Origin of the sequence: Clostridium sp. DFI.1.208 (assembly GCF_024463855.1) — a bacterium.
In the GTDB taxonomy this organism is placed as follows: domain Bacteria; phylum Bacillota_I; class Bacilli_A; order Erysipelotrichales; family Erysipelotrichaceae; genus Clostridium_AQ.
Genome location: NZ_JANGCA010000072.1, coordinates 1 through 16,294, shown reverse-complemented (window position 1 = coordinate 16,294; position 16,294 = coordinate 1). Strand labels below are relative to the sequence as shown.

The following is a 16,294-nucleotide window of genomic DNA, read 5'->3' as shown; positions in this document are numbered from 1 at the left end:
AATTATATCACAAATTACCAATAATTACCATATAATAAAACGAAATATTTGACAAAATAATCATAAAAAAAGCCTTTGATAAAAAGCTTTAGAAGATGTTGGCTATATATAGTCTGTCAAAGACCCGGGAGCTGAAGCAGTATCTGCAATAGAAATCGGTTGCAGCAGAACAAAATAAAAATCAGACTTGTAAACAAAGTGCAAGTTCTGTATAATAATAAAAGAAAACGTTGAGCAGGAGTAGTAATTTGGACACCGCAGGACAGGGAGAGCTGATGACGCACTGAGAGTCGGCACACTGCAGGCCCTTATGAATTCACCTGTGAGTGGGTTTAATACACCCCCGTTCCATGACGGTTATCCATGACAGAAAGTAAGTGTGTCGCATGACGAAACAGGATGGTACCGCCCGCAAGGGTTCCTGTGTCTTGTGGCTTTTTTTATAAGCAGAAAGGAAGTTGAATATGGAAAAGCTAACGAGTATCAAAGAAGAAGGTCTTACCCGGATTGAAGCATGTGAAGACCTTGCCCAGCTACAGCAGCTGCGTGTGCTGTACCTTGGTAAAAAGGGTCCGATTCAGGAAGTGATGAAATCCATGAAGGATTTACCAAAGGAAGAGCGTCCGGCGTTTGGACAGCAGGTGAACGAGGTTAAAACCCTGTTTGCGAATGCGATTGAAGAGCGTAGGGCAGTTTTGGAAGTCGCGGAGATGGAAAAGAAAATCGAAGAAGAAAAAATCGATATCACCCTTTCCGGTCAGAAGCCGAATCTGGGAAATGCACATCCGCTCATGATCGTCCAGCAGGAAATGGAGGATTTATTCATCGGTTTGGGCTACACGGTAGAGGAAGGCCCGGAAGTGGAGATGGATCTTTATAACTTTGAACGTGCCAATATACCAAAGGATCATCCGGCTCGGGATATGCAGGACACCTTCTACATCAATGCAGAAGAGCTGCTGCGTACACATACAACAGCGATTCAGACACGTCAGCTGGAAAAATTTGCCCAGGAAGGCAAGGAGCTGATCAAGGTCATCTGCCCGGGGAAGGTATATCGCCGGGATGATGACGATGCAACACATTCCCACCAGTTTATGCAGTGCGAGGGGCTGGTTGTTGGAGAACACATCACCCTGTCTGATTTAAAGGGAACGCTGCAGTTTTTGGCGCAGAAGATGTTTGGAGAGGAACGTGTGATTCGTTTCCGCCCAAGCTATTTCCAGTTTACAGAGCCAAGCGTTGAGGTTGACGTCAGCTGTCATGTATGCGGCGGTAAGGGCTGCCCTGTCTGCAAGGGGACTGGCTGGATTGAAATTCTGGGTGCCGGTATGGTGCATCCCAATGTCCTGACGATGGCAGGCTATGATGCGGAAAAGCTGAGCGGCTTTGCGTTTGGTATCGGGATTGAACGTGTGGCGATGCTGAAATACGGAATTACGGATATCCGTAATTTCTATACGAATGACATTCGTTTCTTGAAGACATTCAACCGGTTTGAGTAGGAGGATCTGATATGAATATAAGTAAGAAATGGTTAAGCCAGTATATGGACTTATCCGATATGCGTATTGAGGAAATTGCGGATAAGATTACTTCTGCCGGTCTTGAGGTAGAGGGCATTGAAAAAATGAGTCAGGGGAGCAATCTGGTCATCGGCAAGGTGATAAGCTGTGAGGATCATCCGGACTCCGATCACCTGCATGTATGTCAGGTTGACCTTGGGGATAAAATTGAACAAATCGTATGCGGTGCACCCAATGTAGCGGCCGGACAAAAGGTGATTGTGGCTCGTGTCGGAGCCAAGCTTTTGGGTGGTGACATCAAAGCAGGTGTTATCCGCGGACAGGAGTCCAACGGCATGATCTGTTCCTTGCTGGAGCTTGGCGTTGATCCGCATCAGCTGAGCGAGGAGAGCAAGAATGGAATTGAGGTGCTGGATGAAGCGGCACCGGTAGGAGATGAAAACCCGCTGGGATACCTTGGTCTGGATGATGAAATTCTGGATGTAGGACTGACGCCGAATCGTAACGACTGTATGGCAGCGTGGTCCATGGCACTGGAAACTGGTGCCATTCTGCACAAGGAAGTGAACATCCCCTATGTAGCAGGGGCAGCCAATGTGGGGGGAGCAAGTAAGCTGATCGTCCGCAGTGAAACTGAGAAATGTCCGCTCTTTTTGGGAAAGGTTATCAATTCCGTAACCATTAAGCCTTCGCCAAAATGGATGCAGGAGCTGTTAATGGCAGCCGGTATGAAGTCGATCAACAATGTGGTCGATATCAGTAATATCGTTATGCTGGAAACAGGCCAGCCACTGCATTTCTATGATATTGATGCGATTCCGGCACAGGAAATCACGGTAAAGGATCAGCAGCGATTTGCCTATACAGCATTGGATGGGGAAAGCTATCAGATTGAAGAGGATGATATTGTCATTACGACAGAGGGGAAACCGATTGGTATTGCCGGTATCATGGGAGGCGATGACTCTAAAATCGAGGAAACGACAAAGGGTATTATTATCGAGGCAGCAATTTTCCATCATGTATCCATTCGGAACACCAGCCGCCGTTTGAATCTTGGAACGGATGCTAGTGTACGCTATCAGAAGGGCATTGAACCAATGGCTACCTTCAAGGCAGTGGATCGTGCAGTGCAGCTGCTGATGGAATATGCAGATGCAAGTGGGCTGGAAGAAACCAAGCAGTATGGCAGCAACAACTATACACCGGTGGAATTTGATGTGAATCTGGATCGTATCAACGTTCTTCTTGGTACAGATTTCCAGCAGGAAGAGGTTATGAAGGTGCTGGATGATCTGCACCTGGAGCCGTCTGTTAACCATTCGGATATTCATGTGAAAATTCCAAGCTATCGAATGGATCTGGCAATCGAGGCTGATATCGCAGAGGAAATTATCCGCATTCTGGGGTATGATCGTCTGCCAAGCACAATGCCGAAGATGCCTTCCACTGTCGGAGCATTGAACAGACGCCAGCAGCTGCGCAGAAAATATAGAAATATGCTTTCTGATCTGGGCTACAATGAAGCTGTTACCTATTCTCTGGTTGGAAAAAAGGAAATCGAGGATGCTGTCATGCCGCATAAGGATATTGTCGAGCTGGCAGCGCCTATGAGTGAGGAGCATAAATATGTACGGGATTCCATTTTGCCGAGTCTGCTGGAGTGTGTGGCTTACAATCAGGCGCGTTCCATCAAGGATATTGCATTGTTTGAAATCAGCAATGTCTATGGAAAGGGACACGTGGAGGAACGTCTTGCAGTGGCAGCAAGCGGTGCTCTGCAGGAAAACCGCTGGCAGAAATTTCGCATGGAGGTGGATTTCTATACAGTCAAGGGTCTGGTCGAGGCACTTCTTGAGAGTATAGGCTATCAGGGCAGCCGTGTAGTATTTAAGGAAAATCATACCGATGTTGAGCATTTTCATCCATATCGCAGTGCAGAGGTATATCTGGGTAGAGAGCTGCTTGGACTAATCGGACAGATTCATCCGAAGATGGCACAGGCCTATGATATAGCAGAAACACTTGCTCTGGAAATCAATCTGGAGGTTCTGCTGAAGAACAAGCCGGGGAAGGTGAAATTCACCGAGGTCAGTAAATATCCATCCATCAGTCGCGACCTTGCGTTTGTCGTGAACGAGGATGTAAAGGTAGCGGATATCATTAGCAGCATCAAGAAAAACGGAAAGCTGGATAAAGAGAATATTATTCAGAATGTGGAAGTATTCGATGTGTACACCGGAGAGCATGTAGAGAAGGGAAGCAAATCAATTGCATTGCGCATTGTTTTCCAATCAGCGCAGCGTACACTGAAGGATGCGGATATCAATGATATTCATAACAGGATTCTGGAAACACTGGAAAAGGAATTACACGCACAGCTTCGTTCATAGAATCCCTTATAGAAACATAACAGGAAATAGAAAGGATGACACTTGTAACAGAGGTCATCCTTTTTTATACAGCCTTTGAACTCTGAATATGCATAAAAAAACTGACAAATGCCAGTTTTTATTTTCACTTTACAGCTTCATGCTGAAGACGAAATACAAGAATCTGTGGAGGCGCCAGAAGACGCATGTCAATATCCTTGGTTCCAAGCCCATTGGATACATACAGGCTGGTACCATTGATATCATAGGAGCCGTGATTATAGGTTGCAGCTCCCTCCATGGTATGCAACGGACCCAGCAGCGGCAGATAGATCTGTCCGCCCAAGGAATGTCCTGCGACGATCAAATTGAGATATTGCGTATTGATTCCGCTTGTTTTCACAATGTCCGGACAGTGCGTCACCAAAATATTGAACTCATCCTCACTGACCTTTTTCATAGCCTTGTCCGGCTGCGGGTCACCGTTCAGCATATTGTTTAATCCAATCAGGGATATGCTGGAATCTCCCTGATTTCTGAGTCGTATGCTGGTATCGCTCAATATTTCAAAATCGCTGTCGTATAAAATCTGAGAAACGATCTTCTTGGTCTTGTCATTCGCCAGATCCTCATCACCGAGAACGGCAAACTTGCCAAGAGGGGCATCTATGCTTTTGAGAATCGCTGTGAGATCCTTGCTCATCTGAGAATCCGGGGCCTTTGTCTGCGGCTCAGAGAACATATCACCGCCGAAGATCACAACATCCGCACCGGTTGTATTCAGCTTGCTGATCATACTGGTAAGGCGCTCTTTGTTCATGTATTCATTGTATTTGATATCGCTGATGAATGCGATTTTCAAATCATTCATATCTTCTGGTATCTTGCTGGAGGAAATCGTCTGATAGGAGAGGTTTACGCGGTCTACGGAAATATAGATGGAGTAGAAGAAGACTCCGGCGACGATCAGAGCAAGAAGTATCAGGACAGAAACGATTTTAAGTAGTTTTTTTACCATTGCTGACACCTCATATTCTTTACTATTTTATCATAAAATGCGGTGTATTGCCATAAGAAAAGACAGTCGTTTGACTGTCTAGGATTGTGCGTTCTGCGGTTCCTTCTTTTTCGCCGGACGTTTGGTTGCTCTGGCAGCTCTGGCCTGTGCCATGGCAGCCATTGCCGTCTTGGAATTGATGATGACCGGGATGACGATCGGATTACGATGCGTCTTGTTATAGAGGAACGGCTCCAGCGTGGAGCGTACACAGTTCTTCAGCTCGGAGAAGGTGGTGCGTTCCTTCATTTTCTCATTTAAAGCCGCATATACGATTTGCTCTGCTTCACGCAGCAGCCCCTGCGAATCCTTGATGAAGACAAAGCCCCGGGAAACGATGACCGGTTTGCACAGCACCTTGTTTTCCTTGGAATCTATGGCGATGATGGCCGCAACCAGACCGTTGTCTGCCAGAATGGTACGATCCTTTAAGACGGCAGTGGATACACCGCTGATGTCGTTGCCATCAACATATATATCATCCGCCTGAATCCGCCAGCTGCTTTCAAACACCTGATGATTCCGCAGAATCAGTACATCACCGTTGGCACAGGTGAAGATGTGATCGTCCGCCAGACCGGTTTCCTTTCCGGTTTCCTTATGCTGTACCAGCATTTTGTATTCCCCGTGAATCGGCATGAAATACTTCGGCTTGATCAGCTGCAGCATCAGCTTTTGTTCCTCCTGAGAGGCATGTCCTGTTGTATGCAGATTGCTCAGGATGGATTTTGTCAGTACGTTGGCACCGGCACGAAACAGCTTGTTGACCACCTGGTTGACGCTTGCTCCATTACCCGGAATCGGACTGGAGGAGAAGACAACCGTATCTCCTGGAATCAGTTTGATATAGCGGTGGGTTCCATTCGCAATGCGGGACAGGGCAGCCAGCGGCTCCCCCTGACTTCCGGTACATACGATACAGGTTTTGTTAGCCGGTGTGCGGGACAGCTGATCCGGACTTAGAAAATGCTGTTCGCCAACCTTGATTTTCCCCATCTTGCGTCCAATCGTCACGACATTTTCCATACTTCGCCCGAAAATGATCACCTTTCTGCCGCAGGCTACCGCAGCCTCCAGAATCTGGGATACACGGTATACATTGGAAGCAAAGGTCGCCACGATGAGACGTCCGCTTGTTTTTTTCATCGTATCGAGAATTTCCGCTGCCACCTTTTTCTCGGAAATGGAGAAATCCTCCACACCGGAATTGGTGGAATCACTCAGCAGCAGATCGACACCGATCTGTCCCATATACGCCATGACCTGATAATCGGAATTGGTTCCGACCGGAGTCAGGTCAAATTTGAAATCACCGGTATGGACAATGCGTCCGTTCGGTGTATTGATCAGAATTCCCAGAGAATCGGGAATGGAATGTGTCGTATTGAAGAATCCGCAGGTGAAATGCTGCATCTTAACAGAACTGCGATCATTGATTTCAATGATTTTCACACTGCGCAGCATTCTGCGCTCCTCCAGCTTCTTGTTGATCAGTGCCACGGCAAAGGCAGGGGCATAAATTGCCTCGATATCCACGCTTTTCAATAAAAACGGAATACCGCCGATGTGATCCTCATGACCATGGGTGATGATCAGAACCTTTCGTTTACGGTTGTTTTTTACCAGATAGTTGTAATCCGGAATGACATAGTCTACACCGAGAAGGTTTTCCTCAGGAAAACGAACACCAGAATCGATAATCAGTATCTCATTCTCGTGTTCAAAGCAGTACATATTTTTACCGACTTCGCCCAGTCCTCCCATAGCATAGATGAGAGTATCTCCGCGTTCCGTATTGATTTTATTATAACTGTTCTTTGTAGTCTCCTGATTGTTTCTCGGTGCAGTGTTACGATTATTTCGATGATTGTTATTCATAAATAACTCCTTTCTTACATACCAAAGTTGAATCTGCACCTGATATCTTTTACTATTATAGCATACTTTGAAAAAAATAAACGTGTTTTGCCGCTAATTTTCCTATGTAAGCGCATGTCTTTTGCTGACGGCGCCGTTCAGCCATAAGAAAATGCTCATTTCTGAGCATTATTCAATGACGATTGCTGTTGGATCCTCCCGCCATGGATCCTGTTTGTTTATGCGGTCATAAAACAACGTTCCTGAAAAATGATCGATTTCATGCTGAAGGACAATGGCCAGATAATTTTTAGCCTTGATCGTGATTTCCTGCTTCTGGAGCAGATCATATCCCTTCACGGTGATTCGCGCAGCTCTGGGCACGATTCCCTCATGCTCATTCTCAACAGACAGGCAGCCCTCTCCGTTTTTCAGATAGGCGCGCTGCACGGATTCGGATATGATTCGCGGATTGACAAGTGCATATTCATCAACCCCCTCCTCATTGGGGACAACCACAGCCAGCATTCTTTTTGGAACGCCAAGCTGTATGGCAGCGATTCCCACTGCAGGACGAAGATTCTCTTTCTCTGCAATTTCTGCATCCTGTGAGTCCCTGACATAGGTCAGCATGTCCTGCAGCAGCGTTTCATCCTCAGCACAGAGGGGAAGCGTGACAGGTTCACTTTTCGTACGAACGATTGCATCTGTATCTTTTACAATATCATCATAGTTCAAACTCATATGCAAACTCCTTTTCTTACGATACTATTTTAAACGCTTTTCTCTGAGAATGGAAGTGTTTTGCGAAATTATTGTGAAAAAACATGGAATCTATGATATCATAAAAGATACATGAGAAATGAAAAAGGGAGGAATGCGCATGCGGATAAAAAATGTAGTCTTAACGTTGAAGATGCCGAAAAAATTTGATTTTCTAATGCAGTTTGCCGTGTTGATTCTAATCCTGTTCGGTACTCTGATGATCGTATCCACCAATGTCGGAAATACGACAAAGGATCCCTATATCATACCAAAGGTTCTGGCTAAGCAGCTGTTTTTTATCATTGTATCCTATGCGCTGATGACCTTCTTTGCGAACAATTTTACAATGAAGCGTGCACAGAAGCTGTTTCCTATCTTTGGAATCGGCATCATCATCGCGTTGTTTTCCACACAGCTGTTTCAGGATGTGCTGGGAAGTAAGGCATGGATTCGTATTCCGATACCTGGTTTGGGTGAAATGACGATTCAGCCCTCCGAGTTCGCAAAGGTTTATATGGTTGTGGTGATGGCAGTATTTGTTGAGCTGACGGCTCGAAGACGCAAGTTTAAGTTTTGGACGATTGTCCGTATTCCGGTATATTTCTTTATGGTGATTGCGGCTGCCATCCTACTGCAAAAGGATTTGGGTACTCTTTTTGTCCTGATTCTGCTATGTGCCATCTGCTTTTTGATTCCCTCGCATATCAGTTTGCGCAAGCAGCAGCGATGGGTGCGGCTCGGGCTGATTGTCGGATGTATCAGCATCGTATTTATCATGAGTGAGCCGGTGATCAATTTCCTGAACGGTATTGGCCCCTTGCAGCACGTTGCTGTCCGTATTGAAAATGCCCTGAATCCGTTTACGGATCCGCATAACAACGGGTATCAGCTGATCAACGGTCTATATGGCTTTGCCCGCAGCGGATTTACGGGAGTCGGCCTGGGCAATTCCATTCAGAAATACGGCTATCTGACACAGTCGGATAATGACTTTATCCTGTCGATCATCGTTGAGGAGCTGGGGATTTTCGGGCTTATGGTCGTTGTGCTTGGCTATGTGGTCATTTTGCAGCGGCTGTTCTATTATGCCTTTCATACCAAGAGTGAGGGCTATAAGATTATTCTGGTAGGGACTGCCATGTATATCTTTATTCATTTCGCACTCAATGTCGGCGGTGTCAGCGGCTTGATTCCACTGACCGGTGTTCCGCTGCTCTTCATTTCCAGCGGGGGATCCTCGTTGCTGTCCATCATGACAGCAATCGGCATATCCCAGTCTGTTATTTCCAGAATACGAAGACAGGGCAGTGTGGCAGTCAATGCGGCAGCCAAACAGCTGCCATATAAATAAAAAAGAGCCCTAAGGGGTAAAGGGCTCTTTAAGAAAGGGAAGAGGAGAAACAAAGATTGGGGGGTAACAGCCGTTTTACCGGCTGCACTATTATACTTCCCCTATGCATTTGCTTTATACATGAGGAGTTGAAAAAAATGAGAATTGTTGCAGGTGAATTTCGATCCCGCGTGATTTCCGCGGTCGAAGGCAATACGACACGGCCTACAACGGATAAAATAAAGGAGGCCATCTTTTCCCGTATCGGTCCCTATTTCGATGGAGGGGAAATGCTCGATCTGTTTGGCGGCAGCGGCAATATGTCTTTGGAGGCGATATCCCGCGGTATGGAGCATGCCCTTATCTGTGATGTCAGCTATCCCGCTATATCTACGATCCGCAAAAATGTGAGGACGCTGGATGTTGCCTCACGGGTGACCATCTGGAAAATGGATTATCGGCAGGTGCTGGCCAAGGCTTCACAGGAACAAAGAACCTTTGATCTGGTCTATCTGGACCCGCCCTATAAGAAACAGCAGATCTTGCATATTCTGCAGTATCTCGATACGCATGATATGGTGAGGGCGCAGGGCGATATCGTCTGTGAAAGCCTGAAGGAGGATGAATTCCCCGATAGCGTTGGCGCATTGTGCAAGGTGAAGGACGTCACCTATGGTATTACCCGCATCACGTATTATCGAAAGGAGTGCAAGGAATGAAAACAGCTATCTTTCCCGGAAGCTTCGATCCTGTAACACTGGGACATCTGGATATCATTGAACGCTCCAGCAGGTTGTTTGACCGGCTGATTGTCGTCATCCTGGAAAATTCGGAAAAATATGCCACCTTTTCTATGGAGGAGCGATTGGCATTTCTGCGCACCAACACTGCTCATCTTCCCAATGTGGAGGTTGCCGGCAATCACGGATTGACGGTTGATTTTGCCAGAAAGCACGAGGCGGTTGCAATCGTGCGCGGTGTCCGGAGTGTAAAGGATTATGAATACGAGCTGGATATCGCCAGTGTGAATCAGCAAATCGCTCCTGAAGTGGAAACGATGCTGCTGTATGCATCTCCGAAATATTCCTATGTATCAAGCTCCATCATCCGGGAGCTGGTAAAGTATGGCCAGGATATTTCTGCCTATGTACCAGAGGATGTCAGAATCGCCTTTGCGAATAGAACATAGAGAATGCTGGAAATAGCAAATGGTTGGAATGGCTCTTTCTTACTTTAGGGTAGTTGTATAAAAAAAGATTTCATGTTATTTTCAATAGATTTGAAATCTTTTTTTTGCCCAAGCTGGAGTAAACATCATTTGCATCATCTGTCTTTTTCCTTTATCCCTGCAAAAGAGAAAACAGATCATCGCCTTTCTTTTGTGGGAAGGCCATCGCTTAAACGCAATATCGTATGTCTGCTTCTTGGTGTCTGTAGAAAAGCTTCTTTTTGATATTTGCTTATGCTTTGAGAATGCTGTTCATCAAAAGGAGGGAATTACCTATACCTCCTTTGCAGATTCGATGACCTCATATTCATATTGTTCCAGTAGCTGCGATTGCTCCAGCTTGCGATACTTTAGGAAGCGAAGGCAGAGAAGCAACACTCTTGCGGCTTCCACAGATACGATTAGAATCAACAGCTGACACAGCGCAATCAGAAAGCCTCGTCTTATCATTTTTATCAGGGTTGAAATCAGATATAACAGAAATGCATAAACAAAATAATTGTGTGTTTTATGTGCGGATTCCCGAATTGCTTTCTCCAGCTTGCGCATATATACAGGGAAGTGAAAGAGCTCAATAAGGAAAAATAAGCCGCTGATTAGCCACAGGGTGGAGATTTTTTGCTGCGTGAGCTGTGCGATTTCCGCCTGCAGGCTGGAGGAGCATATGACGAATAGAAGAACGACTGTAACAAAGAGCATGTGCAGCAGGGTCTGTATATTGAAATAGGTAAAGGCGTGGTAGGTGATCACCATGCTGTTTTTGGACATCCAGTTGATCGGACGATACAGGTTGGCTGGAAACAGCATACAGATGATAAGACCGGGAATTGAGAAATCCGACAGCCGTCTATGCTGTGCTGCAGCTTCCTGTACGATTCTGCGTCTATGGATATTCGCCGGCAGAATGCTCGCATAGTCTTTCTCGGTATATGGTTCCCAGCTCCCTTTGTTGAACCGTTCCACTTGAAAGGGGATACCTTCAAACTTCAGCCGCTGCAAGAGAATATGCAGCTGTTCCGGACTCTGATAACGTCCTGTGGAAAAGGTGGAAATGCTTCTGTTCGCAAGAATCGCATCCAGTGCTGCTTTATGATCAAAGCCGAATTCCTCCAGAATCTCTGCGGCATGCACGGCAGCTGCAGTGTTCTGTATGGTAAGCCGCTCTTTGTTTTCCGCATCATCCGCAAAGGCATCCTCATCATAGACCATGTGTTCAAATTCTACAAACTCCTCCTTTCTGCGATAAAACAGCCGGTAAGCAGTTAGAAAACGGCATCCCATGCAGGTGAGGGTGAAAGCAGGAACAGCGAGCAGTACAGCATACAGCAATGGCTGCAGACTGCTTGGCAATAGCAGCTGCAAGAAAAAAAGAGACAGAACAAAGCCGCCCAAAGCGCGTAGCAACCGCTTTTGCAGGAAATCTGCAGGCTGATAGCTTTCGCTTGTTATTCGTTTCATAAGAAGGCAGTGACAGCCTATATAGCAGGGGATACAGGCAAGCAGCACAAACAGACAGATATCCATGATAGCATCGGACGCTGCTATATAGATCAATGTCATATAGCCGGGAATCATAGTCAGGAAAAGAATCCCCCAATACAGACTTCGTTGTATGAGTGCCGTATGCTTGTGCCATTGAATAAGGTAATGCTGTATCAGAATCACAATGGATACAAGGCTGGACAGTGCGCAGATACCATACATCAGCAGGGTAGACAGATAGGATGTCGTATGCTCCTCTGCGATATATTGCAGGTCGGCAAGAAACCATGAAAAACATGTGACAACAAAAAAAGCGGACATTGCGGTGCATAAAGCCGCTAGCAGCAGAAGCACACTTGCGGCCTGTTCGTTTTTTGTGACGGTGATATGCTGTCTGACATATGCAACAATAGGATCGTACATGGTAAACACTCCATTTCTTCTATAGTTTATCATAAAAGGATGACAGAGCCAATATACGTCAGCTGTATTTGGAAATGAATTCTAAGAATTCCATGCGGTGTATGAAAGAGAGAACCGTTGTTTTTTATGTTCTGCGATTTGTAAGGAAATTTTCAGATTGGGTACATAGCATTTCAGGATAAAGCATGGTATAATTACAAGGATATTGCAGAAAGGATGAACCGTATGAATTCGATGCATTTTCAGCCGCCGAGTCAGGATGCGGTTAAAAATAAATTTATAACGTCCATGAGTATGCTGATCATCGTGGTCAGCCTGTATGTCACCTGCTATATGCTGTTCTTTCGCACGGTAGAGGTGGATGTCACAAAGGATGCAGGCATTGAATACCGGGGAGAGGATGGCTCCGCCAGTGTGCGGGTCATCAATCGTAACCAGAATTACAATCAGCGCATTCAGGAATTTATGGATTCTATCACCTATGAGGTGAAGCCTGCAAAAAAGCTGAAAAACGGAGACGAGCTTACCATAACCGCTCAATATGATGAGACACTTGCCAGCCGGTACCACGTGAATCCGATACAGAGTGTTCGCAAGGTGCGGGTAAAAAATCTTCCGGAGCGATTTGCGGATGTAACGGATATCCCTGCTTCGTTTCTGTCGAAGCTGGATGATCGCACCAACAGCTATCTCGATAAAAACATGGAACAAATTCTAAATGAGGATTTTACCTCGTTCTTCATCCGGTCACAGCCTGAGCTGGTTAATCAAAAGCAGATGTATCGCGTCTTCCTGGATGGAAAGAAATCCAGCGCCAAGGATAAAATCATCGATATTTATGCGATTACAGCAAAGGGGGAGGTCAACACCTCCAGTAAGAAGGAAACACTGGAGATGAAAGAGGATACCATTTATTATATGATTACATACAATGAAATCAATACATCCTTACGCATACTGGATGAGAATGTGTATGGAGAAAAGCTGATTATCGCAGAATCTCTGGATATGACGAAGGAGAAGCAGTTTATCAGCTTTATGAAAAATAAGTATAAGAGTGCATATGAGGTGCAGATCATGAAATCCGAAACAAGCAGCTGATAGGGTAAAGAAGCGAATGTTACCGTATTTGAAAAAGGATTTCTCTTTGCTGCCTGCTGTTTCTTATAGCATACAAGACTCCGATTTGCCTGTGAATGCAGGAAAGCAGGAGTCTTTTTTGTATTCTGTATCAGATATTGAAGCATGCAGGAGCTGGGCTGTTTTTTTCTTATGTTGCAGATTGGCAGTGTAAGATTTCAGCGGCGATGGGATTGGAAAGCAGAAAGCACAGCGCATATTAGCCATTTTATCATATGCATACGTGAAACTTCATGCTTTTTCAGCTTGTATAGCTAGGGACCTTGTGCTGTAAAAACTGAAACTATAGGGAATGGCGGTTTACTGTCACATTTTTGCGTTCTTTTCCTCTTATACAAAGAGCTAAAATGCAAACTACAATAGGAAAGGCTGTCTGCATAGATGGTTCTTACCTATATAGGTGTAAAAGCGTTTAGAAAGCTAAAAAGAAGAAATAAATTCCAGAATTACAGGGATTTATTCCTTCTCTTTTTTTAACAGCTTCCTAAATGGGTCATAAGCGAGGAAGAACTGCATGGGAAGACAGCCCTTTTGTTAGGCTCATCAGCACAACGTTATTTCAGCAGTGCGCCAACTGCATCCAGGTCCTGCGGTGCGCTCTTGTCAAAACGGATGACACAGGCATCCTGCTCACTATAGCGGGGAATCAGGTGCACATGGAAATGCAGAACGCTTTGTCCAGCCACCTCATGAATATTGCTTAATACATTCATTCCCTCAGCATGGGTACGTTCCATGATGCGTTTTGCGAGCATCTGTGCAACCTCCATGACATGCTTCATAAGCTCCGGCTCACAGGTTATGAAATTCTCTGTATGCTGTTTGGGAATCACCAGGGTATGCCCCTTAGTCACCTGTGAAATATCAAGAATAGCAAGCACGGTATCATCCTCATAGATACGGGTTGAGGGGATTTCACCGTTTACAATACTGCAGAAAATACACATAAGAATCCTTCCTTTCCTTTTTACGTATTATAGCAGAAACAGACAAAAAGAAAAAGAGCACGAAGCTCTTAATCCTGAACGATATAGGATTCATTGGTGGATTTGATACCATCGTAAATTTCCTTATCGTAGACTGTAAAATCATATTTTTTCAGATAATAAGCGGTTGCTGCCGGCTCAATATCGGTAGATGCCTTTTCAACGATGCTGTTGATGGCTTCCTCTTCAAAATCCTTCGGTGTTACACTTGTGACCTTTACAACGTAGTATTTCTTGCTTGCTGTATCCTCGATCACACCATCGATCAATCCCTTTTTGTTCGTGGATTTGATTTTGTCGAATACCGTTGTCGGTAATCCGCTTTTGGAATTGTAGATTTCCTCTGTTCCCTTATAGGTTGTCGTTGTTCCATATTCCTTCACAACAGCCTTGAAATCCTTGCCGTCCTTCAGCGCTTTTTGTGCATTTTCAGCTTTTTTCTTGGAATCAGCCTCCAGAATCTGTGCCTTGATTGGGTAATAGCTGTCAAACATGGCTTTTTCCTTTGCTTTTACATATTTCTTATTTAATTCCTTCTGCTGCAGGCCCGGATAAATGGATTTTTCCTTGTACTGCTCCAGATTATCGAAGCCGTACTGCTTCAGTGTATCCTGCAGACTGTCGCCATACATGCTCTTCAGGGATTTTACAGACTCCTCTGCTTCCTTTTTCATGGCATCTGTGATTTTGATATTTTCCTTTTTGTAAATCTGTGTTTTGACCAGGTTCAGGGTTTCACTTGCTCCTGCGCTGGTTTTGATCAGACCGAAAACATCCTCATTGGTAATTTTGTTGCCCTCGATGGTGATCAGTGCTTCGCTTCCATTTGAAATTCCTGCCGTGGCATCCTTACAGCCTGCCAGCGTGAACAGCATCATAGCGGCGAGCAGTGTACAAAGCTTTTTCATATCTCTCGTCCTCCTATTCCTTTACGTCCAGGATGTCCATGATCTGTTTTTTGACATCGTCATTCGCATATTTGATATCCAGCTTCTTTGCGGCTTCCCACAAATACGTGTTGGACAGATTTTCTGTACCGCTGGCAATCGCCTTGTACAGGGAATCCTTTGCCTTCTTATCTTTTTCCAGTTTCGCTTTATCTGTTTCTTCCACCTTGATCAAATGCCAGCCGTTATAGTTGTCATTGCTTTCCTTGACCCAGTCGCTGGTTTCTCCGGCTTTCAGCTTGAAGGCTGCATTTTTGAAGCTGTCCACATAAGAGGTGTCGGAATCCATATAGCCCAGATAACCGCCGTCGCTGGCACTGCCATCATCGCTGTATTTCTTGGCAACATCCGCAAAGCTGTCACCCTTCTTTAAGGCGTCCTCCACCTTTTGAATCTTTTCCAGCTCTTTCTTGGTCGGCTTGTTTGCATCCTCCATCTTAATCAGAATATGAGAAACCGTACGTGATTTCTTTTCCTTGTAAATCGGTGTAAACAGCTCATCCAGATGCTTGGAGATGTAGTCATTCTGCATTTTTTCCATTTTTGCCACAGTCATGCAGTACTCATACAGCTGATCGGAAGTAAATCCGTACTGTGCGATGTTTTGTGCAATCAGCGCATTTGCATCACTGCCGCTGCTGGCTGCCTGACTCTCCGCACTCTGCTTGATATTGGATTCATACTCCTCAGCAGTCTTTTTTAATTCATCTGTAGTTTTGATGCTGCTGTTGATAACCTCTGCCTGAAACTTCATGAACAGCATGCTTTTCCCATACGTTTTACTCAGATTCTTATACAGCTCATCCGCGGTGATATTGACATCACCCTTCAGTCCTGCAACCACATCCTTGCCGTCGACACTTTTTCCGGGAAGCTTTCCCTTGTTGGTGTCATAGACGCTGAATATCGCAAAGCCGATAAAAATCAGCGCAATCAGTACGACAAACCATTGCTTTTTCAGTATCTTGATCATAATGTCCTCCTAAATGAATACCGTAATATTATAGTGTATTTGCCTTCTAATTGCAATTTTTTGGAAGTGTTTCCTGTAATTGCTGAAGTGAAAAGTTAAATTCCACTTTCAAAGTAGCTAAGTAGAAAAGACTCTTACACAACAATCTAGTTGAATTTACACTTACAATTGCATTTAGTCTTTCATATATCCTTTTTTATATCTATGA

The 16,294-nt window shown here is 45.1% G+C and carries 13 protein-coding genes; 6 read left to right on the top strand and 7 right to left on the bottom strand.

The window, feature by feature from the left end:
- Positions 1-464 precede the first annotated feature (464 nt).
- Positions 465-1,505: a phenylalanine--tRNA ligase subunit alpha gene (gene pheS, locus NE665_RS21335; protein ID WP_117441427.1), complete on the top strand. Its 1,041-nt coding sequence runs from the start codon at positions 465-467 to the stop codon at positions 1,503-1,505.
- 11 nt (positions 1,506-1,516) lie between these two features.
- Positions 1,517-3,919 carry a phenylalanine--tRNA ligase subunit beta gene (pheT, locus tag NE665_RS21330; protein ID WP_117441428.1) on the top strand — a complete coding sequence of 801 codons (2,403 nt, stop codon included), beginning with the start codon at positions 1,517-1,519 and terminating at the stop codon, positions 3,917-3,919.
- A 124-nt stretch (positions 3,920-4,043) separates the two neighbouring features.
- Here pheT and NE665_RS21325 read toward each other — a convergent pair whose 3' ends face one another.
- From NE665_RS21325 to def, 3 genes are all read right to left on the bottom strand, one after another.
- On the bottom strand, positions 4,044-4,916 hold the full coding sequence (locus NE665_RS21325) for a metallophosphoesterase (protein WP_117441429.1): 873 nt from the start codon (positions 4,914-4,916) through the stop codon (positions 4,044-4,046).
- A gap of 78 nt (positions 4,917-4,994) precedes the next feature.
- On the bottom strand, positions 4,995-6,833 hold the full coding sequence (locus NE665_RS21320) for a ribonuclease J (RefSeq protein WP_117441430.1): 1,839 nt from the start codon (positions 6,831-6,833) through the stop codon (positions 4,995-4,997).
- A gap of 168 nt (positions 6,834-7,001) precedes the next feature.
- Entirely contained in the window at positions 7,002-7,556 is a 555-nt protein-coding gene (gene def, locus NE665_RS21315) for a peptide deformylase (protein ID WP_117441431.1), read from the bottom strand.
- A gap of 139 nt (positions 7,557-7,695) precedes the next feature.
- On the opposite strand from def, the gene NE665_RS21310 reads away from it, so the two are divergent.
- The 3 genes from NE665_RS21310 to coaD are packed head-to-tail and all read left to right on the top strand — an operon-like array spanning position 7,696 to position 10,096.
- A complete protein-coding gene (locus tag NE665_RS21310; RefSeq protein ID WP_233104814.1) occupies positions 7,696-8,928 on the top strand; it encodes an FtsW/RodA/SpoVE family cell cycle protein in 1,233 nt (410 codons plus the stop codon).
- Positions 8,929-8,984: 56 nt separating this feature from the next.
- Complete coding sequence (rsmD, locus tag NE665_RS21305) at positions 8,985-9,626, top strand: 16S rRNA (guanine(966)-N(2))-methyltransferase RsmD (RefSeq protein WP_336245898.1); 642 nt, start codon at positions 8,985-8,987, stop codon at positions 9,624-9,626.
- Entirely contained in the window at positions 9,623-10,096 is a 474-nt protein-coding gene (gene coaD, locus NE665_RS21300) for a pantetheine-phosphate adenylyltransferase (RefSeq protein WP_117441434.1), read from the top strand. Before rsmD ends, coaD begins: the two co-directional genes overlap by 4 nt.
- A gap of 312 nt (positions 10,097-10,408) precedes the next feature.
- On the opposite strand, the gene NE665_RS21295 is transcribed toward coaD, so the two are convergent.
- Complete coding sequence (locus tag NE665_RS21295; RefSeq protein WP_117441435.1) at positions 10,409-12,040, bottom strand: hypothetical protein; 1,632 nt, start codon at positions 12,038-12,040, stop codon at positions 10,409-10,411.
- Between the two features lie 225 nt (positions 12,041-12,265).
- Between NE665_RS21295 and NE665_RS21290 the strand changes: the two genes are divergently transcribed.
- A complete protein-coding gene (locus NE665_RS21290; RefSeq protein WP_178760081.1) occupies positions 12,266-13,141 on the top strand; it encodes a hypothetical protein in 876 nt (291 codons plus the stop codon).
- Between the two features lie 593 nt (positions 13,142-13,734).
- Here NE665_RS21290 and NE665_RS21285 read toward each other — a convergent pair.
- The 3 genes from NE665_RS21285 to NE665_RS21275 form a co-directional block, all read right to left on the bottom strand.
- Positions 13,735-14,127: an HIT family protein gene (locus NE665_RS21285; protein ID WP_117441437.1), complete on the bottom strand. Its 393-nt coding sequence runs from the start codon at positions 14,125-14,127 to the stop codon at positions 13,735-13,737.
- Between the two features lie 68 nt (positions 14,128-14,195).
- Positions 14,196-15,074 (bottom strand): peptidyl-prolyl cis-trans isomerase, encoded by an 879-nt coding sequence (locus tag NE665_RS21280; RefSeq protein WP_117441438.1) that lies wholly within the window; start codon positions 15,072-15,074, stop codon positions 14,196-14,198.
- A 13-nt stretch (positions 15,075-15,087) separates the two neighbouring features.
- Positions 15,088-16,086, bottom strand: coding sequence for a peptidylprolyl isomerase (locus NE665_RS21275; protein WP_117441439.1), 999 nt, complete (start codon positions 16,084-16,086; stop codon positions 15,088-15,090).
- Between the last annotated feature and the right edge of the window lie 208 nt (positions 16,087-16,294).

Coding starts and splice junctions, on each gene's coding strand:
- pheS (WP_117441427.1), top strand. CDS start 465: ATGGAAAAGCTAACGAGTATCAAAGAAGAAGGTCTTACCCGGATTGAA.
- pheT (WP_117441428.1), top strand. CDS start 1,517: ATGAATATAAGTAAGAAATGGTTAAGCCAGTATATGGACTTATCCGAT.
- NE665_RS21325 (WP_117441429.1), bottom strand. CDS start 4,916: ATGGTAAAAAAACTACTTAAAATCGTTTCTGTCCTGATACTTCTTGCT.
- NE665_RS21320 (WP_117441430.1), bottom strand. CDS start 6,833: ATGAATAACAATCATCGAAATAATCGTAACACTGCACCGAGAAACAAT.
- def (WP_117441431.1), bottom strand. CDS start 7,556: ATGAGTTTGAACTATGATGATATTGTAAAAGATACAGATGCAATCGTT.
- NE665_RS21310 (WP_233104814.1), top strand. CDS start 7,696: ATGCGGATAAAAAATGTAGTCTTAACGTTGAAGATGCCGAAAAAATTT.
- coaD (WP_117441434.1), top strand. CDS start 9,623: ATGAAAACAGCTATCTTTCCCGGAAGCTTCGATCCTGTAACACTGGGA.
- NE665_RS21295 (WP_117441435.1), bottom strand. CDS start 12,040: ATGTACGATCCTATTGTTGCATATGTCAGACAGCATATCACCGTCACA.
- NE665_RS21290 (WP_178760081.1), top strand. CDS start 12,266: ATGAATTCGATGCATTTTCAGCCGCCGAGTCAGGATGCGGTTAAAAAT.
- NE665_RS21285 (WP_117441437.1), bottom strand. CDS start 14,127: ATGTGTATTTTCTGCAGTATTGTAAACGGTGAAATCCCCTCAACCCGT.
- NE665_RS21280 (WP_117441438.1), bottom strand. CDS start 15,074: ATGAAAAAGCTTTGTACACTGCTCGCCGCTATGATGCTGTTCACGCTG.
- NE665_RS21275 (WP_117441439.1), bottom strand. CDS start 16,086: ATGATCAAGATACTGAAAAAGCAATGGTTTGTCGTACTGATTGCGCTG.